This is a genomic window from Novosphingobium sp. GW835-FHT14H07 (assembly GCF_058793515.1).
In genome coordinates this window covers 56,366-77,908 of the sequence record NZ_JBXAFX010000014.1, presented here as the reverse complement: position 1 = coordinate 77,908, position 21,543 = coordinate 56,366, and the positions used below count along the sequence as shown (strand labels likewise).

General features: G+C 64.1%; 24 protein-coding genes and 1 tRNA gene. 9 read left to right on the top strand and 16 right to left on the bottom strand.

The features are described 5' to 3' along the window. Positions 1-134: 134 nt before the first annotated feature. Both AC1Q5P_RS13990 and AC1Q5P_RS13985 read right to left on the bottom strand, forming a co-directional pair. Entirely contained in the window at positions 135-317 is a 183-nt protein-coding gene (locus tag AC1Q5P_RS13990; RefSeq protein ID WP_039334242.1) for a CsbD family protein, read from the bottom strand. Positions 318-397: 80 nt separating this feature from the next. Continuing rightward, entirely contained in the window at positions 398-841 is a 444-nt protein-coding gene (locus AC1Q5P_RS13985; protein WP_039334244.1) for an EVE domain-containing protein, read from the bottom strand. A gap of 64 nt (positions 842-905) precedes the next feature. Between AC1Q5P_RS13985 and AC1Q5P_RS13980 the strand changes: the two genes are divergently transcribed. Beyond that, positions 906-1,847 carry an isopenicillin N synthase family dioxygenase gene (locus tag AC1Q5P_RS13980; protein ID WP_039334246.1) on the top strand — a complete coding sequence of 314 codons (942 nt, stop codon included), beginning with the start codon at positions 906-908 and terminating at the stop codon, positions 1,845-1,847. 49 nt (positions 1,848-1,896) lie between these two features. On the opposite strand, the gene AC1Q5P_RS13975 is transcribed toward AC1Q5P_RS13980, so the two are convergent. The 4 genes from AC1Q5P_RS13975 to AC1Q5P_RS13960 all read right to left on the bottom strand — a co-directional run bounded on the left by AC1Q5P_RS13975 (position 1,897) and on the right by AC1Q5P_RS13960 (position 3,909). Then, on the bottom strand, positions 1,897-2,604 hold the full coding sequence (locus tag AC1Q5P_RS13975; RefSeq protein WP_039334248.1) for a COG3904 family protein: 708 nt from the start codon (positions 2,602-2,604) through the stop codon (positions 1,897-1,899). After that, positions 2,604-3,134 (bottom strand): hypothetical protein, encoded by a 531-nt coding sequence (locus AC1Q5P_RS13970; protein WP_236727125.1) that lies wholly within the window; start codon positions 3,132-3,134, stop codon positions 2,604-2,606. Before AC1Q5P_RS13970 ends, AC1Q5P_RS13975 begins: the two co-directional genes overlap by 1 nt. 228 nt (positions 3,135-3,362) lie before the next feature. After that, a tRNA-Ala gene (locus AC1Q5P_RS13965) sits at positions 3,363-3,438 on the bottom strand. A gap of 153 nt (positions 3,439-3,591) precedes the next feature. Then, a complete protein-coding gene (locus AC1Q5P_RS13960) occupies positions 3,592-3,909 on the bottom strand; it encodes a TIGR02300 family protein (RefSeq protein ID WP_039334252.1) in 318 nt (105 codons plus the stop codon). A 198-nt stretch (positions 3,910-4,107) separates the two neighbouring features. On the opposite strand from AC1Q5P_RS13960, the gene aroA reads away from it, so the two are divergent. From aroA to AC1Q5P_RS13945, 3 genes are read left to right on the top strand one after another with little or no spacing between them, the layout of a single operon-like run. Further along, the gene (aroA, locus tag AC1Q5P_RS13955) at positions 4,108-5,430 is read left to right on the top strand and encodes a 3-phosphoshikimate 1-carboxyvinyltransferase (RefSeq protein WP_039334255.1); all 1,323 of its coding nucleotides are present in this window, start codon (positions 4,108-4,110) and stop codon (positions 5,428-5,430) included. Next, positions 5,427-5,684: a CBU_0592 family membrane protein gene (locus tag AC1Q5P_RS13950; RefSeq protein WP_062347614.1), complete on the top strand. Its 258-nt coding sequence runs from the start codon at positions 5,427-5,429 to the stop codon at positions 5,682-5,684. The genes aroA and AC1Q5P_RS13950 overlap by 4 nt, the downstream gene beginning before the upstream one ends. Continuing rightward, on the top strand, positions 5,681-6,310 hold the full coding sequence (locus AC1Q5P_RS13945; protein ID WP_193827013.1) for a (d)CMP kinase: 630 nt from the start codon (positions 5,681-5,683) through the stop codon (positions 6,308-6,310). Before AC1Q5P_RS13950 ends, AC1Q5P_RS13945 begins: the two co-directional genes overlap by 4 nt. Here the strand turns inward: AC1Q5P_RS13945 and AC1Q5P_RS13940 are convergent. Beyond that, positions 6,307-7,593 (bottom strand): adenylate/guanylate cyclase domain-containing protein, encoded by a 1,287-nt coding sequence (locus AC1Q5P_RS13940; RefSeq protein WP_193827014.1) that lies wholly within the window; start codon positions 7,591-7,593, stop codon positions 6,307-6,309. The two genes, AC1Q5P_RS13945 and AC1Q5P_RS13940, sit on opposite strands and share 4 nt — an antisense overlap. 284 nt (positions 7,594-7,877) lie before the next feature. Here AC1Q5P_RS13940 and rpsA point away from each other — a divergent pair, with 284 nt between their 5' ends. The 3 genes from rpsA (at position 7,878) to AC1Q5P_RS13925 (ending at position 11,564) form a co-directional block, all read left to right on the top strand. Further along, positions 7,878-9,584 carry a 30S ribosomal protein S1 gene (gene rpsA, locus AC1Q5P_RS13935; protein ID WP_039334259.1) on the top strand — a complete coding sequence of 569 codons (1,707 nt, stop codon included), beginning with the start codon at positions 7,878-7,880 and terminating at the stop codon, positions 9,582-9,584. Between the two features lie 147 nt (positions 9,585-9,731). Next, positions 9,732-10,496: a hydroxyacylglutathione hydrolase gene (gene gloB / locus AC1Q5P_RS13930; protein ID WP_492519240.1), complete on the top strand. Its 765-nt coding sequence runs from the start codon at positions 9,732-9,734 to the stop codon at positions 10,494-10,496. A 39-nt stretch (positions 10,497-10,535) separates the two neighbouring features. Then, positions 10,536-11,564, top strand: coding sequence for a LacI family DNA-binding transcriptional regulator (locus AC1Q5P_RS13925; RefSeq protein WP_492519239.1), 1,029 nt, complete (start codon positions 10,536-10,538; stop codon positions 11,562-11,564). 206 nt (positions 11,565-11,770) lie between these two features. On the opposite strand, the gene AC1Q5P_RS13920 is transcribed toward AC1Q5P_RS13925, so the two are convergent. The 8 genes from AC1Q5P_RS13920 to AC1Q5P_RS13885 form a co-directional block, all read right to left on the bottom strand. Further along, positions 11,771-12,325, bottom strand: coding sequence for a F0F1 ATP synthase subunit B family protein (locus AC1Q5P_RS13920; RefSeq protein ID WP_039334263.1), 555 nt, complete (start codon positions 12,323-12,325; stop codon positions 11,771-11,773). Then, complete coding sequence (locus AC1Q5P_RS13915; RefSeq protein ID WP_193827017.1) at positions 12,318-12,812, bottom strand: F0F1 ATP synthase subunit B family protein; 495 nt, start codon at positions 12,810-12,812, stop codon at positions 12,318-12,320. Before AC1Q5P_RS13915 ends, AC1Q5P_RS13920 begins: the two co-directional genes overlap by 8 nt. A gap of 74 nt (positions 12,813-12,886) precedes the next feature. Continuing rightward, on the bottom strand, positions 12,887-13,114 hold the full coding sequence (locus AC1Q5P_RS13910) for a F0F1 ATP synthase subunit C (RefSeq protein ID WP_011444975.1): 228 nt from the start codon (positions 13,112-13,114) through the stop codon (positions 12,887-12,889). A 48-nt stretch (positions 13,115-13,162) separates the two neighbouring features. Beyond that, positions 13,163-13,945, bottom strand: a complete 783-nt coding sequence (locus tag AC1Q5P_RS13905; RefSeq protein ID WP_039334268.1) for a F0F1 ATP synthase subunit A — start codon at positions 13,943-13,945, stop codon at positions 13,163-13,165. Positions 13,946-13,984: 39 nt separating this feature from the next. Then, positions 13,985-14,305, bottom strand: a complete 321-nt coding sequence (locus tag AC1Q5P_RS13900; RefSeq protein WP_062347609.1) for an AtpZ/AtpI family protein — start codon at positions 14,303-14,305, stop codon at positions 13,985-13,987. 233 nt (positions 14,306-14,538) lie between these two features. Continuing rightward, positions 14,539-14,937: a YdbL family probable chaperone protein gene (locus AC1Q5P_RS13895; RefSeq protein WP_492519238.1), complete on the bottom strand. Its 399-nt coding sequence runs from the start codon at positions 14,935-14,937 to the stop codon at positions 14,539-14,541. Positions 14,938-14,965: 28 nt separating this feature from the next. Continuing rightward, on the bottom strand, positions 14,966-15,172 hold the full coding sequence (locus AC1Q5P_RS13890; protein WP_062347608.1) for a YnbE family lipoprotein: 207 nt from the start codon (positions 15,170-15,172) through the stop codon (positions 14,966-14,968). 47 nt (positions 15,173-15,219) lie between these two features. Then, on the bottom strand, positions 15,220-18,444 hold the full coding sequence (locus tag AC1Q5P_RS13885; protein ID WP_492519237.1) for an intermembrane phospholipid transport YdbH family protein: 3,225 nt from the start codon (positions 18,442-18,444) through the stop codon (positions 15,220-15,222). Between the two features lie 122 nt (positions 18,445-18,566). Here AC1Q5P_RS13885 and radC point away from each other — a divergent pair, with 122 nt between their 5' ends. After that, positions 18,567-19,304 (top strand): RadC family protein, encoded by a 738-nt coding sequence (gene radC, locus AC1Q5P_RS13880; RefSeq protein ID WP_039334272.1) that lies wholly within the window; start codon positions 18,567-18,569, stop codon positions 19,302-19,304. Between the two features lie 4 nt (positions 19,305-19,308). Here radC and AC1Q5P_RS13875 read toward each other — a convergent pair whose 3' ends face one another. After that, positions 19,309-19,434 (bottom strand): entericidin A/B family lipoprotein, encoded by a 126-nt coding sequence (locus AC1Q5P_RS13875; RefSeq protein ID WP_082013356.1) that lies wholly within the window; start codon positions 19,432-19,434, stop codon positions 19,309-19,311. A gap of 209 nt (positions 19,435-19,643) precedes the next feature. Between AC1Q5P_RS13875 and AC1Q5P_RS13870 the strand changes: the two genes are divergently transcribed. After that, the gene (locus AC1Q5P_RS13870; RefSeq protein WP_193827019.1) at positions 19,644-21,506 is read left to right on the top strand and encodes an acyltransferase family protein; all 1,863 of its coding nucleotides are present in this window, start codon (positions 19,644-19,646) and stop codon (positions 21,504-21,506) included. Positions 21,507-21,543 lie beyond the last annotated feature (37 nt).

Here is a 21,543-nt window from a genome sequence, read left to right as displayed (position 1 = left end):
TTCGGTATCCCGGCATTCTGCGCTTTTTGCAGTCGTGCCTGTTCGGGACAGTCTGGCGCACACAGAAAGAGGCCGCCCCATCCGGGACGGCCTCCTGTGACCGGCCTGCCGGTCAAAACTGGTCCTGAATTGAATCAGACGTCGTCGCCGAGTGCGCCCTTGACCTTCCCGGCCGCCTGTTGCGCTTCACCCTTGCGCTCCTGCGCCACGCCTTCACCATGGAGGCTGGCATTGTCGGTTGCCTTGCCCGCTGCCTGCTTGGTGTTGCCAATGGCTTCGTTGGCAAGGCCCTTGGCGCGATCGGTCAGCTCACCCATCTTTGATCTCCTTGAATTTACGGCGAAGTTGCATCGCCTTCACGAAGATCAGTACGCACTGAATCCGCCGCGGTTCCGGCTTAGAGCACGCCTGCCATGCGCAGGATAAGGTTCCATTCGACTGGTCGCACGGCACCCACAGAAAGGCGCGAAAGCCGGATCAGATCCATCTCCTGAAGTTCCGGCGTGGCCTTTATCTGCTTCAGGGTCACTGTCTGCGGCAACTTCTCGACCGGCTTAACCTTCACCGCCGCCCACTTGCCTTCCGGATCGGTAGGATCAGTCAGACCGCCCTCGCTGATCACGATCACGCCAACCACCTCGACACCAATGTTGGAATGATAAAAGAACGCCAGATCGCCAGCCTGCATTGTGCGCAGGTTGCGCGCGGCGAGGTGGTTGCGCACGCCGTCCCACGTCCCCTCCCCTTCTGCGACGAGGTCATCCCAGCCATAGACGTCCGGTTCGGACTTCATCAGCCACAGGTTGCGGCCAGTCGTGTCGGTGATGTTGATTTTGGTCATGAAACCCCACGCGAATCCCGTTACAGGCGGTTTCCATAGCGACAATTTTCCGAACTGGAACACCATGCCCCTGCAAACCCTGCCGGTGATCTCGCTGAACAGCGAGCCCGCAACGCTTTCCCGTGACCTTGGCGAATCCTTCCAGACCTTCGGCTTTGCCATGGTCCGCGACCACGGTATCGATGCCGAACTGATCGCGCGCGCCTGGACTCTCACCGCCGAGTTCTTCGCCCTGCCCGAGGACGAGAAGCGCAGCTACTACATCGAGGGCCTTGGCGGCGCCCGTGGCTACACGCCATTCGGCACTGAAATCGCCAAGGGTGCAAAGCGCCACGACCTCAAGGAATTCTGGCACGTCGGCCGCGATCTGCCAGCAGACCATCCGCTTGCCGCGATGTCGATGTTCCCCAACGTCTGGCCGACCCGCCCCACAGGCTTCCGCGAGACTTTCGAAGCGCTCTATGCCGAGTTCGACCGCGTCGGCGCGCGCATCCTGTCGCGCATTGCGGTGTGGCTGGGGCTTGACGAGCACTGGTTCGACCCGGCGATCGAGGATGGAAACTCGGTCATGCGCCTCCTGCACTATCCCCCCCTGCCCGCCGATGCCGAACCCGGCGCGATTCGCGCCGGTGCGCACGAGGACATCAACCTGATCACGCTGCTGCTGGGCGCAGAGGAAGCAGGCCTTGAACTGCTGACGAAGCAGGGCGAATGGATTGGCGTCTCGCCGCCTGAAGGCGCGCTGGTGGTCAACATCGGCGACATGCTGCAGCGCCTGACCAACCACGTCCTGCCCTCGACGACGCATCGCGTGCGCAATCCCGAAGGCGAGCGCGCCCGCCACAGCCGGTATTCGATGCCTTTCTTCCTGCACCTGCGCAGCGACTTCCCCTTCAGGACGCTGGACCAGTGCATCACCCCGGAAAACCCCGACCGTTACCCGGTTTCGATCACGGCCGATGATTACCTGCAGGAACGCCTGCGCGAGATCGGGCTGAAGAAGTAACCTCGGAATTCCGCGCCCCCCGCCCGAGCGGGGGCACGGCATTGCAGATTCAGCCCGCCGGCCGCTCCACCGGGACGACGTTGTACTTGCGCACCTCATCCTGGCTCAGGCAATAGCGTGTCGACGGGTTCTCCTTCGTCGCCACGGCCTGCTGCTTGTACATCACCTCGGTCAGCAGCTTTCGGCTGATGCCCATGCGGATCAGGAAATCGTTGTCCTCGCTTGCCAACAAGGCGCTGGCCTGTTCGATCTCGCCGATCAACCGAGTGGTCTCCTCGGTGCCTTCATCGACCGATATCTCGATGACGTCGCGGTCGCCGGTGTGGGTGAACATGTGGACCATGAACATTCCACCGGGCTCCACAAACCGGCGATCGCCGCCCATGAACACGAAATTGCAGGCCGAAAAGCACGTCCATCCCGAAGGAATGCGGGTGACCATGCCGGGATAGGACCGAATCACCTTCCCCGCGCGATTGCCGGCAGCGGCATCTCCCCCTCGGGATTTCAGCCAGACCTCCTCGATCCGCTCGTCGGCGTCGATCGCCGCTTTCAGGCGTTCAGGCAAACGCGAATCGATGATGCCGTCGGCAATCAGCACGCGCTTGCCGCCCTTGTCGACAGGGGTCAGCTTCATGGCCTGGGCAAGGCCCCATTCCGGTTTCTCAGGGCATGTCGGGTTCCTGGGGTCCATCGCGACCGGCTTTGTTGCCCCTGTGGCCAGCAGCAGGGCCAGAAACGGGAAAGCCAGCCGCATCAGGCCGCCAGCGAATAGCGTGCGGAACCCGGAGCACGGCACATGCGCTTGTTGGCAGTCGTCTCCTCACCGTTGACGATGATGACGTCGGTCACGGTTATGCATTGGCGTCCCACCGCTCCGTTCGATGCCAGCTCATCATTGCGCGCGGTGACGGTCGAAGTGCCCGACACGTTCTCGCGGGTGTTCGACGTCCACGACGAGGTGCTGCCAACCTCTTCGCCCCGCGTCGCTTCAACCGTGGCTTCGGCTGCCTGCTTCTGCTCCTCGGGATCGAGACGGCAGGCAATCGCGTTTGTCAGCGTGTCGGCGAACTCGGCCGAAGGGAAGAAGCTGCCGACACCTGCCGAACTTGCGGCCCGCCCCACGCCCTGTCCGATCAGCCCGCCAAGAATCGAAGACCCGGTACTCTTGCTCTTGCCCTTGGGGCAGCCGTCTGCGCTTTTTTGCGAGGACGACGAACTGCGCGGGATCGACGGAATGCTGAAGCCGCCGAACTGCGCCGAGGCCTGGCTACCGACCAGGGCCATGGCTGCGAGAGTCGCCGCAATACGGCAGGAAATGGCAAGAGGCTTTGGCGCGCGGCGCATGACAGGTCTTTCCGGCAATGTGACTTGTGCGGCCCTTTAGGTGACCGGAGGCTAGCAAGGCTGTGATCTTCGTCAATCGCGGCGCGACAGGCTGATCACATCACCCACCTCAGATGCTACGCGCACCAACGCAAAAGGCCGCCCGGAGGCGGCCTTTCAAGGAGGGGATGGTGGAGCCTAGCGGGATCGAACCGCTGACCTCCTGCATGCCATGCAGGCGCTCTCCCAGCTGAGCTAAGGCCCCATTTCCCATCAGGCTCGCCCTGGGAGGCGAACCGTTCCGGCGGTGTCTCTCGCCGGGAGCCGCGCCTCTAAGGGAGGTTGCCTTGGCTGGCAAGACGAAAAAATCGCCCCCGGAAATTTTTTGGAGCCGGTCCGAAAACCGGCCCCGAAACCATTACACTTCGTCGTCGTCGCCGTCGTGACCGGCAACGCCAAGATCATCGTCGCCGCCGAGATCGACGTCGTTGTCCGGCGAATCACCGTCCTCATCGATGTCGAGATCCTCGTCGGCCAGATCGACGTCAGGTGCGACATCAACCTTGTCCTTCTGGATCTCCTCGTACGGGATCGGCTGCTTCGATTTGAGCACCGGCTCGGCGGTCCAGGTGTACTTGCACTCGACGCAGGTGATCGGGTCGGCATTGCCCAGATCGTAGAAGCGAGTGCCGCACTTCGGACAGCTGTGCTTGGCGCCCCATTCCGGCTTGACCATGAAACTTCCTCAAGACTGGCCCGGCAGGACAGAACATCGCCGGGCGGAGAACTGCACGCTTGATGGGTCCGCTCGTGCGCGGAATCAAGAGAGCGCGCGCCTTGCCATAGCGGCGCGCTGCTGTCAAAAGCCGCGCGCTTTATCAGCCCTCCCCGCTTCGAAAGTAGAGATTCCGTGTCCTCTCACGATCCGGCGCAGATGCGCCCCCGCCGCTTCACTGCCAACGGACCTCTCAGGGGCCGGATCCGCGTGCCCGGCGACAAGTCGATCAGCCACCGCTCGATCATGCTCGGCGCATTGGCCGTGGGCGAGACGCGAGTGACAGGGCTGCTCGAAGGCGAGGACGTGCTCTCGACCGCTGCTGCCATGCGCGCGATGGGTGCGACGATCGAGCGCGATGCCGATGGCATGTGGCACGTCCACGGCGTCGGCGTCGGCGGCCTTCTGCAGCCTCAGGCCGCGCTCGACATGGGCAATTCCGGCACCTCGACTCGCCTGCTCATGGGCCTTGTCGCCACGCATCCGATCACCGCGACATTCGTGGGCGACGCATCGCTGTCGAAGCGCCCGATGGGGCGCGTGATCGATCCGCTCTCGACCATGGGCGCGGAATTCACCGCGAGCCCCGGCGGCCGCCTGCCGCTCACGCTGCGCGGCATCTCGCCCGCAGTCCCGATCGAATACCGACTGCCAGTCGCCTCGGCGCAGGTGAAGAGCGCGATCCTTCTCGCAGGCCTCAACACCCCCGGCATCACCACGGTGATCGAGCCGATCCCCACGCGCGACCATTCCGAACGCATGCTGCGCGGCTTCGGCGCCGAGCTGACGGTCGACATCGCCGATGACGGCGCGCGCGTAATCAAGGTGCGGGGCGAGGCCGAGTTCAAGCCACAGGACATCGTCGTGCCCGGCGACCCCTCCTCAGCCGCGTTCTTCGTGGTCGCCGCGCTTCTGATCGAAGGCTCGGACCTCGTGGTCGAGAACGTCGGCCTCAACCCCACGCGCGCTGCGCTGTTCGATGTGCTGCGCCTGATGGGCGGCAGCATCGAGGAGCTTGACCGTCGCGATGTCGGCGGCGAGCCCGTGGCTGACCTGCGCGTGCGGCATTCGCTGCTCTCCGGCATCGACGTCGATCCCGCCGTGGTGCCCAGCATGGTCGACGAATTCCCGATCCTGTTCGTCGCCGCTGCGCTGGCCAAGGGCCGCACGGTAACGACCGGTCTCGAGGAACTGCGCGTCAAGGAGAGCGACCGCATCAGCGCCATGCGCGCCGCACTGGAACTGGCCGGTGCTACCGTCACCGAAACCGAGGACGGGCTGATCATAGATGGCACCGGCGGCGATCCGCTTCCCGGCACCGCGGAAGGTGCCAGCGTCGTCACCCACCTCGATCACCGCATTGCCATGTCGATGGCCATTGCCGGCATCGCCAGCAAGCGCGGCGTCGAGGTTGACGACACCCGCCCCATCGCCACCAGTTTCCCGGTCTTCGAAAGCCTGCTGGAGGGCGCGACGCGTTGACCAGTCACGATCTGGCCAACATCATCGGCTTCTGCGGCACCGCCTGCATTATCTTCGCCTACGGCTATGCCACCCGGCAGGACCGCCCCGACCCCTTCGTCCAGCACGGCGTCAACCTGCTCGGCGCGGTGCTGCTGACGATCTCGCTGCTGTTCAACATGAACCCCGCCTCGTTCGTGCTGGAGTTCTTCTGGGCGGCAATTGCGATATGGGGGCTGGTCAAGGCCTTCCGCAACCGGAGTTCCAACCCGTGATCATCGCTGTCGACGGCCCGACCGCTTCGGGCAAGGGCACCATCGCCAGGGCGCTGGCCGCACATTACGGGTTGCCTCACCTCGATACCGGCCTGCTCTATCGCGCCGTGGGCCGACAGGTATTTCTGAGCGAAGGCAACCCGGATGACGCGGGCGCCGCCCTTGCTGCCTGCGCCTTCCCGGAAAGCCTGCTGGCTGACCCTGAACTGCGCAGCGAAGAGACCGGCGGTTACGCCAGCCGCGTGTCAGTCCACCCTGCCGTCCGCGCCGCGCTGCTTGAACGCCAGCAAGCCTTTGCCAACCAGCCCGGCGGCGCGGTCCTAGACGGCCGCGACATCGCCACCGTCATCGCCCCCCACGCCGACGCCAAGCTCTTTGTCACCGCCAGCGTAAGCGCCCGCGCGATGCGCCGCTGGGTGGAAATGAAGCAGCTTGGCAAGGACGTGGAGCGCGCCGAGATCGAAGCCGACCTCGAAGCCCGGGACGAACGCGACCGCAACCGCGCCGAGGCTCCGCTACGCCAGGCCGCAGGCGCGGCGCTGCTCGATACATCAAATCTGACCAAGGAAATGGCAGTGGCGACAGCAATTGCGCTTGTCGAAAAACAGCTAGGGGAAAAGGCCTAGGCCGCAGCTGGACGCATCTTCAGATCGGCCTCTTCGACCACCGCTTGAAAAACGCAGGTCTCGCCGATTCCTTTCAACGTCATCATCATGGGCGGACCAAACGCGCCACGGTCATTTGCGCGCAGCCATGTGCTTTCCGAGATCGCGATCCCATTTGCCGCCGCGGTCCCTTCGAGTCGTGCTGCAATGTTCACCGTGTCGCCCCAATAATCGTATGCCATGCGGGTCGCGCCGATCACGCCGCCAACCACAGGTCCGGAGTGGATGCCGGCTCGCAGGCCTACTTCATCGACGCCGGCAACGCGCTTGAGCTCCTCGACACCGGAGAGCACCGCGCGTGCAAACGCGATGGCGGCATCGGCACTGTTACCGCTCGGTATGTTCCCGCCGGCGATCGCGAGGTAGGCATCGCCCACCGTCTTGACCTTTTCGACTCCAAACTCGCGGGCGCAGGCGTCAGCATGATTGAAGAAGCTGTTGAGCAACTCCACCAGATGGCCCGGCGAAACCCGCTTCGTCAGCTTCGAGAAACCGACCATGTCGATGAAGATCACGCTGGCATCGGCGTACGAATCCGCAACCATCTGCCCTGTCCGTATCCGCTCCACCGCCGTGGTGGGCAGCATGTTGAGCACCAGCTCCTCGTTGCGGGCACGCTCTGCGTCCAGCGAATCCGCCAGCATGAAGGCAGCGCGGCTCGTCCGTCCTACCGCCAGATTTATCGCCGCCATGACCAGGGCTCCACTCAAGTAGCTCAGCAAGGCATAGACCACCGCGGCATCGACAGTCTGTTCCGGAATGACTTGACCCAGCCAGCCAAGAAGGTCGCATCCAAGCCATCCCAGAAAAAGGTGCGGACGGCCGGCCAGAGTCACTGCCGCAAATGCCGTGATCGCCAGCCTGTTGATGACGCCGACGGCGTGAAGGTTGGTATGGATGTGCAGCAGATGGTCGAACAGAACGAAATTGATCCGCGCCACGATCAGCGAAATCACCAGCAGGGCGGTGAAATCGACCATCGGATGACGGACGTAGTCCTGCCAGAATGTGGCGCCGATATAGGCCCCGATGCACATCAGGCCGATGCCCAGCCAGAAGGCCAGACGCGCATTCTCGACCGGATCGAGATAGAGCGGATTGATGACGGAATAGGCCAGCATCACTGCCATGAACAGGACAGCGTAAAGCCGGACGAACGGCGTCCGCAAAGTACGCGCCGTCTCGTTGTAGCGGGCTTCGGTCGCCGCGTCATGGAACGTGCTGAACACCCCCGGCTGCTCCATCGCGGATCTCCTTGAAGATGCAGACTATCACGAGAAGTTTAACAGGTTCTGCGAACGGCCACACGATATCTTGAATACCCCATTTTCCTTGCTTTTCTCGGGCCATGAGCCTAAGCGCCGCCCGTCCGCGCAGGTCTTTGCCTGAGCGGGTGCCTTCGGCAGCATTCGGCTCCGGGGGCGGTTCGGCCCTTTTTGGCCCACGGCCCGCATGGGGCGGTACGTGGAGGAAAGACCGGCGGAAACAACCGCCTGGCCGGAATACCTAGAAACAGGAAGCTTTGATAATGGCTACCAACCCGTCGCGCGACGATTTCGCCGCGCTGCTTGACGAATCGCTTGGCGGAGCCGCCAACGGTGGCTTCGAAGGCCGCGTCGTCAAGGGCACCATCACCGCCATCGAAAACGACAAGGCCGTCATCGACGTGGGCCTGAAGAGCGAGGGCCGCGTTGCCCTGCGCGAATTCGCTGCCCCCGGCCAGGCGCACGGCCTCAAGGTCGGCGACGAAGTCGAAGTCTACGTCGACCGCGTAGAGAACGCCGATGGCGAAGCCATGCTGTCGCGTGACCGCGCCCGCCGCGAAGCCGCGTGGGACAAGCTCGAGAATGAATTCGGCGAAGGCAAGCGCGTTGAAGGCGTGATCTTCGGCCGCGTGAAGGGCGGCTTCACCGTCGACCTCGACGGCGCCGTTGCCTTCCTCCCCGGCAGCCAAGTCGACATCCGTCCGGTCCGCGACGTGACCCCGCTGATGGACATGCCGCAGCCGTTCCAGATCCTCAAGATGGACCGCCGCCGCGGCAACATCGTCGTCTCGCGCCGTGCGGTGCTGGAAGAAACCCGCGCCGAACAGCGCTCGGGCCTGATCCAGAACCTCAAGGAAGGCCAGATCATCGACGGCGTCGTCAAGAACATCACAGATTACGGTGCGTTCGTGGACCTCGGCGGCATCGACGGCCTGCTCCATGTCACCGACATGAGCTACAAGCGCGTCAACCACCCGTCGGAAGTCATCGCCATTGGTGATACCGTCAAGGTGCAGATCATCCGCATCAACCAGGATACGCAGCGCATCAGCCTCGGCATGAAGCAGCTTGAAAGCGATCCGTGGGATGGCGTTGCCGCCAAGTACCCGGTCGGCGCGAAGCTCTCGGGCACTGTCACCAACATCACCGAATACGGTGCGTTCGTGGAACTCGAAGCCGGCATCGAAGGCCTCGTCCACGTTTCGGAAATGTCCTGGACCAAGAAGAACGTCCACCCCGGCAAGATCGTCTCGACCTCGCAGGAAGTCGACGTGCTGGTTCTGGAAGTCGACAGCGACAAGCGCCGCATCAGCCTCGGCCTCAAGCAGGCCCAGCAGAACCCCTGGGAAGCCTTCGCCGAAAAGCACCCGGTCGGTTCGACCGTGGAAGGCGAAGTCAAGAACGCGACCGAATTCGGCCTGTTCATCGGCCTCGATGGCGACGTGGACGGCATGGTCCACATGTCCGACATCGCCTGGGGCATCTCGGGCGAAGACGCGCTGGCTCTGCACCGCAAGGGCGAGCAGGTTTCGGCCGTGGTTCTCGATGTCGACGTCGAGAAGGAACGCATCAGCCTCGGCATGAAGCAGCTTGAAAAGGGCGCTCCGGCTGCTGGTGGCGTTTCGGCTGCTGGCGCTGGCTCGCTGCGTCGCGGCGAAGTCGTCACCGTCACCGTTCTCGAAGTCCGCGACGGCGGCCTCGAAGTGCAGGCTGGCGAAGACGGCGCAACCGGCTTCATCAAGCGCTCGGATCTGGGCCGCGACCGTGACGAACAGCGTCCGGACCGCTTCCAGGTCGGCCAGAAGCTCGACGCCATGGTCACCGGCTTCGATCGTTCGAAGAAGCCGAACTTCTCGGTCAAGGCCCGCCAGCTGGCCGAAGAGAAGGAAGCCGTGGAACAGTACGGCTCGTCGGATGCCGGCGCATCGCTGGGCGACATCCTCGGCGCCGCTCTGAAGGCGAAGCAGTAAGCGCGACCGAAGGTTGCGCCCCCGCGAAGGCGGGGGCCCCCCTCGGCCAAGCGCTGCGCTTCCTCGAAGTGAGCAAAAAGCAAGGCCCGTCCGGAGAAATCCGGCCGGGCTTTTGCTTTGTCCGGAACGCGGCGCTAAGCTGCAGCCATGACGCTACAGATCCACCAATTCCCCTGCCTGTCCGACAACTACGGCTTCCTCGTCCACGATCCGGCAAGCGGCGAAACCGCCTGCATCGACACGCCCGACGCGCCAGCCTACCTGCGCGAGGCCGAGGCGAAGGGCTGGCGCATCACTCAGATCTGGAACACACACTGGCACCCCGACCATGCCGGCGGCAACGAGGCGATCAAGGCCGCCACCGGCTGCACCATCATTGCCCCCGAAGATGACGCCGGAAAGATCGCCGCCGTGGACCGCACTGTGGCTCAAGGCGACACCGTGCAACTCGGCAGCTTTGATGCGACGGTCATTGACGTTGGCGGTCACACCATGGGTCACTGCGCCTACCACTTGCCCACAACTTCGGTGGCTTTTGTCGGTGACGCGCTTTTCCCGCTAGGGTGCGGGCGGATGTTCGAAGGCACCCCGCCGCAATTCTGGGCCAGCCTCTCGCGCCTCAAGGCCCTGCCGCCGGAAACCACGCTCTACAGCGCACACGAGTACACCCAGTCCAACGCCCGCTTTGCGCTCTTCGCCGATCCGGACAACGCAGCCCTCGCCGGCTATGCCCGAGGCGTGGATGAAAAGCGCTCGCGCGGCGAATGGACCGTGCCTACCACCCTCGCCGCAGAGCTCGCCGCCAACCCCTTCCTGCGCGCGGACGACGCGGAGATGGCCTCGCGCTGGGGCGGATCATCGCCCGAAGAGACATTTGCCGCCCTGCGCAAGGCCAAGGACACTTTCCGCTGACGCCGATCCTGCTAAAGCGATAGCTGACTTGGGGGTAGCATGGCCGGCGAGAGAAAGATCATCCGCGTAACGTCGTTCGACGTGGCCGAGGCGGCGGGCGTCAGCCAGTCGACCGTTAGCCGTGCCCTTGCCGGTGACACCTCGATCAGCGAACCCACCCGCCAGCGTGTCATGGAAGCCGCCCGCCGCCTGAACTATCAGGTCGACGAGAACGCCGCTCGCCTGCGTCGGGGCCGCACCGGCACACTGGCCGTCGTGATGATCTGTCGCGAGGCGCAGGACCGCAAGGATATCAACCCCTTCTACTTCTCGCTGCTCGGCTCCACTTGCGCCGCCGCCTCGGCCAAGGGCTACGAAACCCTTGTCTCCTTCCAGGATGCGCCCGAGAACTTCTGGGGCCACTTTCAGGAGCGCCGCAAGGCCGACGGCATGATCGTGATCGGCACGACCACCAACACCAAGGCCTGGGACTATTTCCGCGACATGCCGGAAGGCACGCACTGGACTTGCTGGGGCTCGCCCGACAACGACATGCCATGGGTGCGCAGCGACAACCTCTCGGGCGCAACGCTCGCAACCCGCCATCTGCTGGTGCGCGGCTACCGCAAGATCGTCTGCATCGGCTCGGCCACCTCGCCCCAGCGCCAGTTCCAGGAGCGCTACGAAGGCTATGCCGAGGCAATGCGCTCGGCAGGCCTGGAACCTGTCCTGCAACAAGTCGAAAGCGGCCTCGCCCGCGAAGAACAGGGCCGCCGCGCCGCGATTGCCCTGGCCCAGAGCGGCACCCCGTTCGACGCCATCTTCGCCGTCTGCGACGACATGGCCCTGGGCGCGCTCAAGGAGCTGACCGCGCGCGGCTACGCTATCCCCGAGCAGGTAGGCATCATCGGCTTCGACGGCATCCGCGCCGGCGCGTGGTCCACCCCGCCCCTCACCTCGATCGAACCGGACTTCCAGATGGCAGGGGCCCTGCTGGTCGAGCAACTCTTGGCGAAGATAAACGGCACCGAAGGGTCGGGACGGCGCGTACCGGTCAAGCTGGTGATCCGGGGATCGACACGGGCATGAAGTGGAACCGACAGGATTCCAAAGACGCGTTGACGCTTGCCGGTATCATCGCAGCCTTGCTCTCATTGCCGCTGCTGGGTGCTCTTCTTTTCGCCTTCAACCCACACCACTGAAGGGCGGAATTGAGGACACAAACAAAAACCCCTCCCGGCTCACACCGAGAGGGGCTTTCATGTTTTGTTGGCCGTGAAGCGGCTTGAAGCCGATCAGTTCACCAGCCCGGCAATCGCTCCATCCACCAGAGCCTTGTCGGCACCTGCGGAGTGGTTCTTCGCGATCAGGTCGCGCGCGGCAGCAGTTGCAGCCTGTGCAGCCTTGGCGCGCAGGTCGTCGACCGCAGCGCGTTCGGCAGCAGCGATCTTATCCGAGGCCATCTTCTCGCGGCGGGCGATCACGGCTGCAGTGTCAGCTTCGGCCTTGGCGACGATGGCAGCAGCTTCGGTCTTGGCGTGCTCGACCATGGCCGCCGCGTCCTTCTCGGCGTTGGCGATCTTTGCGGCGTATTCGGCGCGCAGCTTCTCGGCTTCGGCGCGGAGCACCTTGGCTTCATCGAGTTGCTTGCGGATCGCGTCGATCTGCTTGTCGAGACCGCCGACGATCGCGCCGGGGACCTTCTTCGACACGAGGATCGCGAGGAAGATGGCCATCGACAGGGCAACCCATGCACCAGGCCCAAGGCCGAGTGCCGAAGGTTCGACGTGGTGTTCGCCGCCCGCAGCTTCGTGCTCGACGACAGCGGTCGTCTCTACAGCGTTAGCCATTTGCGAGAACTCCCTTCACGGCGGCCTGCGCTTCGGCAGCTGGGATCGACAGGCCGGCAATGCGGCTTGCGATGTCCTGCGCGGCTTCGGCGGCAACGCCTTCCACTTCACCCAGCGCGGCAGCGCGGGCAGCGGCAATGCGGGCTTCGGCAGCCGTCACGGTCTCGTCGATGCGAGCCGAAGCGGCGGAAAGCTTGGCGTCGGTGGCCTTGGCGGCGTCAGCCTTGGCGGCCGCAATCACGGCCTGGGCTTCGGCGCGCTGCTTGTTCGCCTGGACGCGCCATGCCTCTTCCTCGGCATCGGCGGCGGCCCGTGCGGCTTCGGCAGCGGCAAGGTCGTCGGCGATCTGCTTGTCGCGGCCGTCCATCGTGGAGACGACCTTGGGCAGCATGCCCCGGCCGATCACGAAGAAGACGATGCCGAAGAACACCAGCAGCCAGAAGACCTGGCTGGAATAGGTGGTGGCAAGCTGTTCAATCTGAGGCATCGCGGGTGTCCGGGCGTCAGGCGGCCGGGGCGGACCCCGGCCAGCATTTCAACAATCAGTGAGCTTCGCGTGCCTTAGGCAACGAAGATCAGGATCATCGCGACGACGAACGAGAGCAGGCCCAGAAGTTCGGCGGCGGCGAAGCCGATGAACAGGCGGCCCTGCTGACCGTCAGCAGCACCCGGATTGCGCAGCGCGCCTTCGAGGAACTTGGCAAACACGTTGCCCACGCCGAGCGAGGCGAGACCGGCGCCAACAGCGGCGAGACCAGCACCGAGCAGCTTTGCGCTTTCTGCGTCCATGTCAAAAACTCCTTTTTCTCAATTCCGTATGGGAAAATGTTGCGGGTATCAGTGAAGGTTCTCGGCGTCGTTCAGATAGACGCAGGTGAGCAGGGCAAAGACGTAAGCCTGGATGCCAGCCACCAGAAGTTCCAGCGCGCAGATGCCGATCATCAGCACGAAGCTGGGAACGGCGGCGAGGAAGAAGGTCCCCACCCCGGCGTTGGTGCCGGAGATGACGAAGCCCGAGAGCACTTCGAGCAGCACGTGCCCGGCCATCATCGCCACGAAGAGACGCAGGCCAAGGCTGAACGGACGCACCATGAACGAGATCAGCTCGATCGGGAAAATGATCGGGATCATCGGAACGGGCGTGCCGTGCGGCACGAACAGGGAGAAGAAGTGAAGGCCATGCTTGGCAAAGCCGACGCCGAGCACGATGGCAAAGCTCATGATCGCGAGCACGCCGGTGACGGTGAAGTGGCTGGTTGCCGTGAACGGATGCACGCCGACCAGAGCCAGCGGCAGCAGGCCGAGCATGTTGGCAAACAGGATGAAGCCGAACAGCGAGAACACGTAAGGCAGGTACTTGCGACCGGCCTTGCCGATGTTGGCCTGAAGCAGGTTGTCGACGAAACCGGTCAGGCCTTCGACAGCCATCTGCCAGCGCCCCGGAACCAGTTCGCGCTTGGCGCCACCGGCGACGAACGCAACCAGCACGACCGTGGTGATCGCCATCCACAGCGACGAGTTGGTGAACGCGATGTTGTAACCGCCGATAGACCAGTGATCGGTCCCGAAAAGGGTCTCGATCGTGAACTGGTGAACCGGATCGACCTTGCCTTCGGCCACGCGCTTAACCCCGTATCACTCGAATACAACAACAGCGCCCTATTCGGGGCGCCGGCTCGAAATTCGGATGATGTTCCGGAATGCCACGACGACCCCCATGAACAGCATCACCAAGAGACCCCAGGGGCTCGTCCCGGCAAACTGGTCGATGACCCAGCCGATGAACGCGCCGCCCACGAGGCCGCCTATCAGTTCCGCCAGCACGCGGTTGCCCATGCGGTAATTCGCATCGGTTTCCCCACCTGCCTTTGGCCGGTTGCGCTCTTCTTCCCGCTCGCGAAGGGCTTTCAGCCGCTTGTCGAGCGCGTCGATCCGCGCATCCTCGCCGATTGGCTCCGTCCCGCCGGGTTCGTCATTCATGCTTGTTCCCCTGATCAGTCGCCCGACCGAAAGTGCAGCACAAACGACGGATGACCGCCGAGAGCGCCGCCCCCTTAGGCGGGGGGTATTCTTGAGTCAACCGTCACGAACCGTGTCTGATCCCCAGTCTGACCCAAGGTATCATCGCAAATGCGAACGCCCTCCCCCGCAAGTGCGAGGAAGGGCGTGAAAGTGGCTGAAACCGGGCAGCGATTCGTATGCGGAATTTTGCGTCAGGGGCAGCGCGAATCACGCAACGGGGCGCCCGTACCGCGGGTCTGCCAGGAACCGTCGGGCGCCTGGTACTTCTCGCCGGGCTTGGTCTGGGCGATCAGCAGGCAGCCCGAGGTGAGCGCATATTCTTCCACGGTTGCCTTGTTGGCCTGGGCCTTCTCGGCATAGACGGCCTTGCGCTTGATGTTGATGTCCTCGACCACCGCGCGCAGCGCCGGAGAGGGCGGCGTGACATACCCAAGATAGCCGTCCATCTTTTCGCCAACTTGGCCGGCAGACCGCGCCGCAGCATAAGCCGGATCGCGGCTCTGCGCGAAGGCGGGCACCGCGATCGTGCCGAGCACGAGCCCGGTTGCAGCGATAATTGCGAAAGGCCTGCGCATCGAAACCTTGGTCATCGTCTTCGTCCTTAGAACGCGCCTGACATCAGAAGATGTCCGGGTTGCTTTCGATCGTGTTGTTCGCATCCTGCGCGAGCCGGTACACGACCTCCTGCTTGATGTTGATGTTGAGCTCGATCACGATCGGCTTGTCCGGCGCCTTCACCGAAATGCAGCCGCCCAATGCCAGGCCCCCCATCAATGGCAACGCCAGCAGAAGGCGCGACCAGAACTGAAATCCGTCTTTCCCCATGACGCTTCTCGTCGCAGGCTTCGCGGATCGGGTCAATTCCAGGTTCCTCATGGCATTTTTCCGCTTTCTGCAGGCTGAATGTTTTCAGTGTTTCCGGGAAGGACGATCACCGGCACCCCGCCGGGGCGCACGCCGTTTGCCGAACGGTAGAGCGGTCGTCCCTGCGCATCGACCAGGCCCAGGGTTCTGGGATCCTTGACGAAGGCGGGATCGTACATCGCCTTGAACGAGGTAATGAGCTGGTAGAATGGCGCGCGGATGTTCACGTTGAACTGGATCGGCAGGTTGGCAACCTGCTTGGTGATGAAGTTCCGCTTCGTGCCAGCGCCCTGCTTTACGCCGCCGAACTTGACGTTGGTGACGATCTCGCCTTCCAGATCGCCCCGCATGGCGATGGTCATCGTCTTGTAATCCAATGATTTCAGCGCATCGAACGCGAAGTTCGCCATCGCCCCCATGTTCTCGTAGGTCAACGCGCCGATGTATGAGACGTTGCCGCCGGGCGCGCGGGAGACCAGCGTCCCTTCCTCGATCCGCCCGCCGTTCGCGTCGAAAATCAGCGGGAACTGTCCGTCGAAAGTGCCTGTCGCAGCAAGATTTCCCAGTTCCATCTTCTCGATGAACTTGGCGGCATCAATGCCGATGACCGTCAGGGTGTAGCGACGGGCTTCGGCCAGGCCGAGGCGCAAGTCGGTTGGCTCCAGCACCAGCGTGCCCCCGAGGAACGGCCAGCGCGCATCGTGCAGTCTAAGCACCTGATCCGGCAGGAGACTTATGTCGACCACACCCTCGGTCACCTCGATGCCGGGGTTGATCGAGGCAACAGTCAGCTTTTGATGCGGGGCGGTGACCATGCCGAGCAGGTCGGTGAACACGAGCTTGCCCTTCAGGCCCTTCACCGGACCGAAAGCTGCTGCAAGATCAAGATTTTCGGTGCCGAACGTGCCGGAACTTGTCACCCCGCGCGCATTCCAGTCGATGACCCCGTCGCCGGTCACCTTGCCGTTGACATTGGCGACCACGCCGAGGGCAAGGCGGGTCAGTTGCGCAGGCTGGAAGCCCTTGTCGAAGACGAGGTTGTCGACGCTGATGTCGGCGTGGCCGCTGGCGGTTGCGAGATCATGGCGCACCTTCACCGCTCCAACCTCGCGCGAGGTCTTTGCTTCGCGCAGCAAGGCATTGGCCGTAATGCGATTATCCGCCAGCGTGAGCGTCGCGCCCGTGGCATGGAGCCTTTCGAACCGCGCTGGGTCCAGGCGGTCGGTAAGGTCAAACTCGGTGGCGGAAAGCACAAGCTTTCCATCGATATAGCGCCACTGCCCCGAGGCATTGGAGATATCGAGCGGGACGGCTGCGAGCGTGGCTCCAACTCCCCCGTAACTCCCCCCCAACTCTCCCCCAACTCTCGCGTCCAGATTGGCAACTGTGAGGTGCGTTGCGGTAGCAGGCGGGCCCAGCGTGACATCCACGGCCGACGCCTTGAGCACGCCCGGCCAGGCAAATCCAACAGCGCCGGTGCGCAGGGCAAGTTGGGTTTCGCCAAGCTTGCCGGTGAGGTCGAGTCCGGGCGTGCCGGCCGCCACCTGCAGCCCCCTTGCCCCGTTGCGGACGATCGCGCTGCCACCGGGTGGGCAGAGCTGGAGGGCGTTGCCATCCACCGCCATCTGGCCGAGTTCCAACCGGTCGAAGCGGGCGGTGATGCAGTGGCGCCAGAGTGCAAGTTCGCCTCGCGCACCGTAGGCACCGCTGACGGGGAGCACGAGGTTCTGCACCGAACCGCCCGGAATTGCGCCGGACACCTGCGCGGTTCCTGAAAAGCCCAGCGATCCGTCGGCGATCTGGGCAACCATCATTTCGGGGATTGCCAGCGACCCACCGGCTGCACGCCACGGTGCCATGGTCAGACGGAACAGCGCCTGCCCGGCCCGCCCGCGCTCCATCCGTCCGACGATTCGCGGCAGACCCGCGCCACCGGTTGCAAAACTGCCCGCCAGCAGCGGTGGCCCGCCCTTGGTGCCACTGGCCATCTGGAAGCGCGAAAGCGTGAGCAGGGTCTGCCCGGTTCCGCCGGTCAGCCGTGCCTGCGGAACAACCACCGAAATCGCCTCGCCATTGCGGCGCAGCGCGATCTCGCCGCCGAGGCGACTGCCACGTTCCTCGCGCTTGAGGCTGGCGCGCAATTGGGCGAGCATCGGGGCGAGGAGCGTGCCGCTGGCACTCCGCTCACCCGAGGCCAAGGCGTTGTCGAGGGCCGCCCCCTGCCGCAGGCCCTGCCCGTCGATCGTTCCGCGGAATTCGGCCTTGCGGAAAGCCTCGCGGGTGCGGACCGAACCTTCCAGCCCGAGCAGGCCAAAGCGAACGCCGCCGCTGCTGACCCCGCCAGCATTGGCATCGACCCGACCGGTCAATGCGCCATCACGGAAAGCGAGGCGCGTATCAAGCGCCAGCGTTTCGGCAGAGAGGCCGGGGACGACCAGCTTGTTGCCGCGCACCGTGGCGGCACCGGCGATTCCTGCAAAACCCTTGTCGGCCCGTGCATCAAGATCCGCCACCAGTGGCCCGCTCCTCGCACCGCTGTCGCACGCAATGCGATCCAGCCGGAGCGGCCCGGTCAGCGATGGGCGCTCCTCGCGCACCGCGATTCTGCCGACAAAGCGAGCGCCGTCCGCCTTGCAGCCGCCCCCCATCAGCGACGGCGCGACCGCAGCCAGTGTCCCGGCAAAGCCGTTCTGCAAGCCGCCCTTGCCTTCCACCGAAAGGCCGATCTTCCCCGAATCGGTGAGGATCAGGCCGCGACCGTCCCGGACCTGCAGGTCGAGCCTGGGCAGCGCGAAAGGCTGGCTGTCGGTCTTGGGCGCGTAGATCACCTTGTCGAGCGAGCCAAAACTGACCCTGCCATCCCGGTACTGGCCATAAAGACGCGGGGCGACCAGCTTGACCGAACCGAGATAGGGCGCACCAAGGCCGTAGCGGATACCCACCTCGACCCGCTCTATCGTGAGATCCGGGCGGCGGGGATCCCCCACAACCACGTTGCGGAGAACCTGCCTGCCAGGACCGATGCTTTCTATCTCATAAGTCGCGGGCAAACCGTAGGATTTGAGCTGGCCGACAATGATGCGGTCAGCGATCGAATTGCGTGCAATCCACAGCCCCCCAAGACCTGCCACGGCAAGGACAAGCACAGATACGCTGACGCGCCGAAGCCCCTTTCGCGAACGCGCAGGGCCTGGCGGCGCATCCGGTTCCGCCAATTCGAAACTATCTGCCATCTGCCCCCTTCTTGCGCACTCCCACCGCTTGGGCAATGCACGGCATCTACATCTTGCGTGTACGAACTGTTTGTACCGATTGGCGAACACTTGAGCGCCGAAGTGGTGCCCGGATAGGATCAATGACGGATCAAACCGGACTCTTTCCTGAACGGAACGGCGAAAGCGGCAGCAAGACGAGCTTCGATGGCGGCGATGCCAGCGGCCATCGCGCGCGTTTGCGCAAGCGTCTGATGAGCGGCGGGGAGGACGCCCTCGCCGACCACGAGGTGATCGAATACCTGCTGATGGTGGCGCGGCCGAGGATCGACACCAAGCCGATCGCACGTTCGCTGATCCAGCGTTTCGGCAGTCTGGCAGGCGTGCTCACCGCCGATCCACAAGCCTTGGCGCTGCATCCCAATATGGGCGAGACCAGCGCGGCCGCGCTGCGGATCGTCGCGCTTGCCGCACGCAGGTTGGCGAGGACGGTCGTCCGCGAACAGCCGGTGCTTTCGAACTGGCAGGCTCTCCTCGATTACCTGCACATCGACATGGCCCATCTCAACGTGGAGCGGGTGCGGGTGCTCTATCTCAACACCCAGAACATGCTGATACTCGACCATCTTGTCGGCGATGGCACGCTCGACGAAAGTCCGATCTATACACGCGAGGTGGTAAAGAAGGGGCTCGACGTGGGGGCGGCCGCGATGATCCTCGTCCACAACCACCCTTCGGGCAGCCCCAAGCCCAGCCGGGCCGACATTCAGGTTACGCAGAAGATCACGGAAGCCGCGCGCCTTATGGGCATGACCGTGCACGACCACATCGTCATCGGGCGCGAAGGCTATACCTCGCTCAAGGCACAGGGCCTGATCTAGTGGATCAGATCGCCTTCTCGCCTGCCTTGCCGACCGATTCGATGTCGCGACCAATGCCCTGGACGGTGTTGCAGGCCGCGAGGGCCAGTGAACAGCCAAGTGCGACGAGGACCAGAACCTTGCGAGCCATGTGCATTCTCCGTGCAATATGCGCTGACGCGGATATAGCGCGGCCGCCGTCGATGCAATCTCGTGCAATGGCCATGGCGACGGGTCCGGCAATCTTCACCACGACACCTCCACTACGACACCGGCACCACGACACCGGCAGCGTAACAGGAATTGCGTGATCGGCCGGGTTTGGCCATCGTGGTCCTCAGGACGGTTGGGCGGGCAGTTTTGCAATACAGACGTGAAATCGAAGGGCTGAGAGCGCTTGCCGTGATTCCGGTAGTGCTGTTCCATGCCGGCACGCCGGGATTCGGTGGCGGCTTCGTGGGCGTCGACGTGTTCTTCGTGATCAGCGGCTACCTGATCTCCGGCGTGATCCTGGCCGATCTGAAGCAAGGGCGCTTCAGCCTTGCAGACTTCTATGAACGCCGCGCCCGCCGCATCCTGCCTGCGCTGATTCCGGTGCTGCTGACAAGTGCACTGGCGGCGTGGGCCGTGATGATCCCCGATGATTTTCGCCGGTTCGCCAAAGGACTGGGTGCGAGCGCAGTCTTCGCCTCGAACATGATGTTCGCTCGGGGCTCGGGCTACTTCGACGATGACGAGGGGTTCGAGCCCCTGCTCCACACCTGGAGCCTGTCGGTCGAAGAGCAGTTCTACATCCTGTTTCCCGCGCTGGTCATGCTGCTATGGTGGGCAGGCCAAAGGCGCCTGCATCCCTGGTTTGCCGGGGCGGCGGCCGTATCGCTGACCGGTTGCCTCGCCCTTGCGGGCAGCCACCAGACGATCGCCTTCTATTATCTGCCGACGCGCGCATGGGAACTTCTGCTCGGTGCATTCTGCATGGCCTTGCCGCAAGGTCGGACGAACCCGTGGCTGGCCCTTTCCGGCCTGTCACTGGTTCTGGCGGGGCTAGCCTTCGTCGAGGCGGCGAGCGCACCGGACTGGCGGCTGATGCTGCCCGTTCTGGGCACCGCACTCCTCCTCCGCCATGCGCGGCCGGACAATGCTTTCGGCAGCATGCTGTCGCTCCGCCCGCTGGTGGCGATCGGCAGTGCCTCCTTCGGCCTCTATCTCTGGCACAATCCGCTTCTGGCATTTGCGCGCTATCAATGGCTGGGGACGCCGCCGATCTGGCTGACGGCAGCTGCGGTCGCCTTTTCGGTCCTGCTGGGGTTCGGATCGCTGCACCTTGTCGAGCGTCCGGTGCGCGAGCGTCGGATGCTGGCTTCACGCAAGGCGCTGGCCGCGTTCTGCATTGCCGGGTTGGCGCTTTGCCTCGGCATTGGTGCAGCTGGCGCTTTCGGGAAACTGGAACCGGCCAGCGCTGCCCGGCGCGATGCCCTGCTGGCTTACCCGGCTGCACTGCCCCAGCCGGTCGAACACATGCCGCCGGCAGGGGTGCCTGTTCCATACATCCTGTTCGGCGACAGCCATGCCCGCCAATATGTTCACGTACTGGCGGCACGCGCGGGCGAAGGGGCAATGCTGACCCAGGCAGGCTGTTTCTCCCTGCCGGGCGTGACCAACTACAGCTATGCATCCAGCGAGGCTTCGGCTTGCGTCGAGCATTACACGGCTCTGGCCGGCCTGGTGCGCCAGCGGGCTATTCCCGTGGTGATAATCGCGAATCGGTGGGACCGCGCGCTGTTCGACCCTTCGGATTTTCATCGCTTCGGTCGCGCTTCAAGGGACGGATGGCCCCGCCTCGAGGCAGCGCTGGACCAGTTGCGGGCCAGCCTGCCTGCAGCAACGCGAATCGTGATCATCGGCAGCGTGCCGACCGCTGCTTCTGCGGGCCCCGAGATGGTTGGCGGGTACATGCGGTGCCTGGCCTTCGTCAACGCGCGCTGCCCGCAGCATTTGCCGCGCGAAGATGCGGAAGGGTACCGGATCAACCCCCTGCTTTCGCGCTACGCCGCAACGCACCCGGGCGTCAGATTCTTCGATCCGCAAGAGGTGCTGTGCGGGCCGCAGGCCTGCGACATCGTCCAGCACGGCAAAGCGCTCTACTTTGACGACACCCACCTCACCCCGCATGGAGCAGACCGGGTGATTGCCCGGATGCTGGAGCGGATCGGGCCGATTTGACGCCTCGCCCCTTGCGTTCCGGCCCCCTTGCCCCTAG

Coding starts and splice junctions, on each gene's coding strand:
- AC1Q5P_RS13990 (WP_039334242.1), bottom strand. CDS start 317: ATGGGTGAGCTGACCGATCGCGCCAAGGGCCTTGCCAACGAAGCCATT.
- AC1Q5P_RS13985 (WP_039334244.1), bottom strand. CDS start 841: ATGACCAAAATCAACATCACCGACACGACTGGCCGCAACCTGTGGCTG.
- AC1Q5P_RS13980 (WP_039334246.1), top strand. CDS start 906: ATGCCCCTGCAAACCCTGCCGGTGATCTCGCTGAACAGCGAGCCCGCA.
- AC1Q5P_RS13975 (WP_039334248.1), bottom strand. CDS start 2,604: ATGCGGCTGGCTTTCCCGTTTCTGGCCCTGCTGCTGGCCACAGGGGCA.
- AC1Q5P_RS13970 (WP_236727125.1), bottom strand. CDS start 3,134: ATGGCCCTGGTCGGTAGCCAGGCCTCGGCGCAGTTCGGCGGCTTCAGC.
- AC1Q5P_RS13960 (WP_039334252.1), bottom strand. CDS start 3,909: ATGGTCAAGCCGGAATGGGGCGCCAAGCACAGCTGTCCGAAGTGCGGC.
- aroA (WP_039334255.1), top strand. CDS start 4,108: ATGCGCCCCCGCCGCTTCACTGCCAACGGACCTCTCAGGGGCCGGATC.
- AC1Q5P_RS13940 (WP_193827014.1), bottom strand. CDS start 7,593: ATGGAGCAGCCGGGGGTGTTCAGCACGTTCCATGACGCGGCGACCGAA.
- rpsA (WP_039334259.1), top strand. CDS start 7,878: ATGGCTACCAACCCGTCGCGCGACGATTTCGCCGCGCTGCTTGACGAA.
- gloB (WP_492519240.1), top strand. CDS start 9,732: ATGACGCTACAGATCCACCAATTCCCCTGCCTGTCCGACAACTACGGC.
- AC1Q5P_RS13925 (WP_492519239.1), top strand. CDS start 10,536: ATGGCCGGCGAGAGAAAGATCATCCGCGTAACGTCGTTCGACGTGGCC.
- AC1Q5P_RS13920 (WP_039334263.1), bottom strand. CDS start 12,325: ATGGCTAACGCTGTAGAGACGACCGCTGTCGTCGAGCACGAAGCTGCG.
- AC1Q5P_RS13915 (WP_193827017.1), bottom strand. CDS start 12,812: ATGCCTCAGATTGAACAGCTTGCCACCACCTATTCCAGCCAGGTCTTC.
- AC1Q5P_RS13910 (WP_011444975.1), bottom strand. CDS start 13,114: ATGGACGCAGAAAGCGCAAAGCTGCTCGGTGCTGGTCTCGCCGCTGTT.
- AC1Q5P_RS13900 (WP_062347609.1), bottom strand. CDS start 14,305: ATGAATGACGAACCCGGCGGGACGGAGCCAATCGGCGAGGATGCGCGG.
- AC1Q5P_RS13895 (WP_492519238.1), bottom strand. CDS start 14,937: ATGACCAAGGTTTCGATGCGCAGGCCTTTCGCAATTATCGCTGCAACC.
- AC1Q5P_RS13890 (WP_062347608.1), bottom strand. CDS start 15,172: ATGGGGAAAGACGGATTTCAGTTCTGGTCGCGCCTTCTGCTGGCGTTG.
- AC1Q5P_RS13885 (WP_492519237.1), bottom strand. CDS start 18,444: ATGGCAGATAGTTTCGAATTGGCGGAACCGGATGCGCCGCCAGGCCCT.
- radC (WP_039334272.1), top strand. CDS start 18,567: ATGACGGATCAAACCGGACTCTTTCCTGAACGGAACGGCGAAAGCGGC.
- AC1Q5P_RS13875 (WP_082013356.1), bottom strand. CDS start 19,434: ATGGCTCGCAAGGTTCTGGTCCTCGTCGCACTTGGCTGTTCACTGGCC.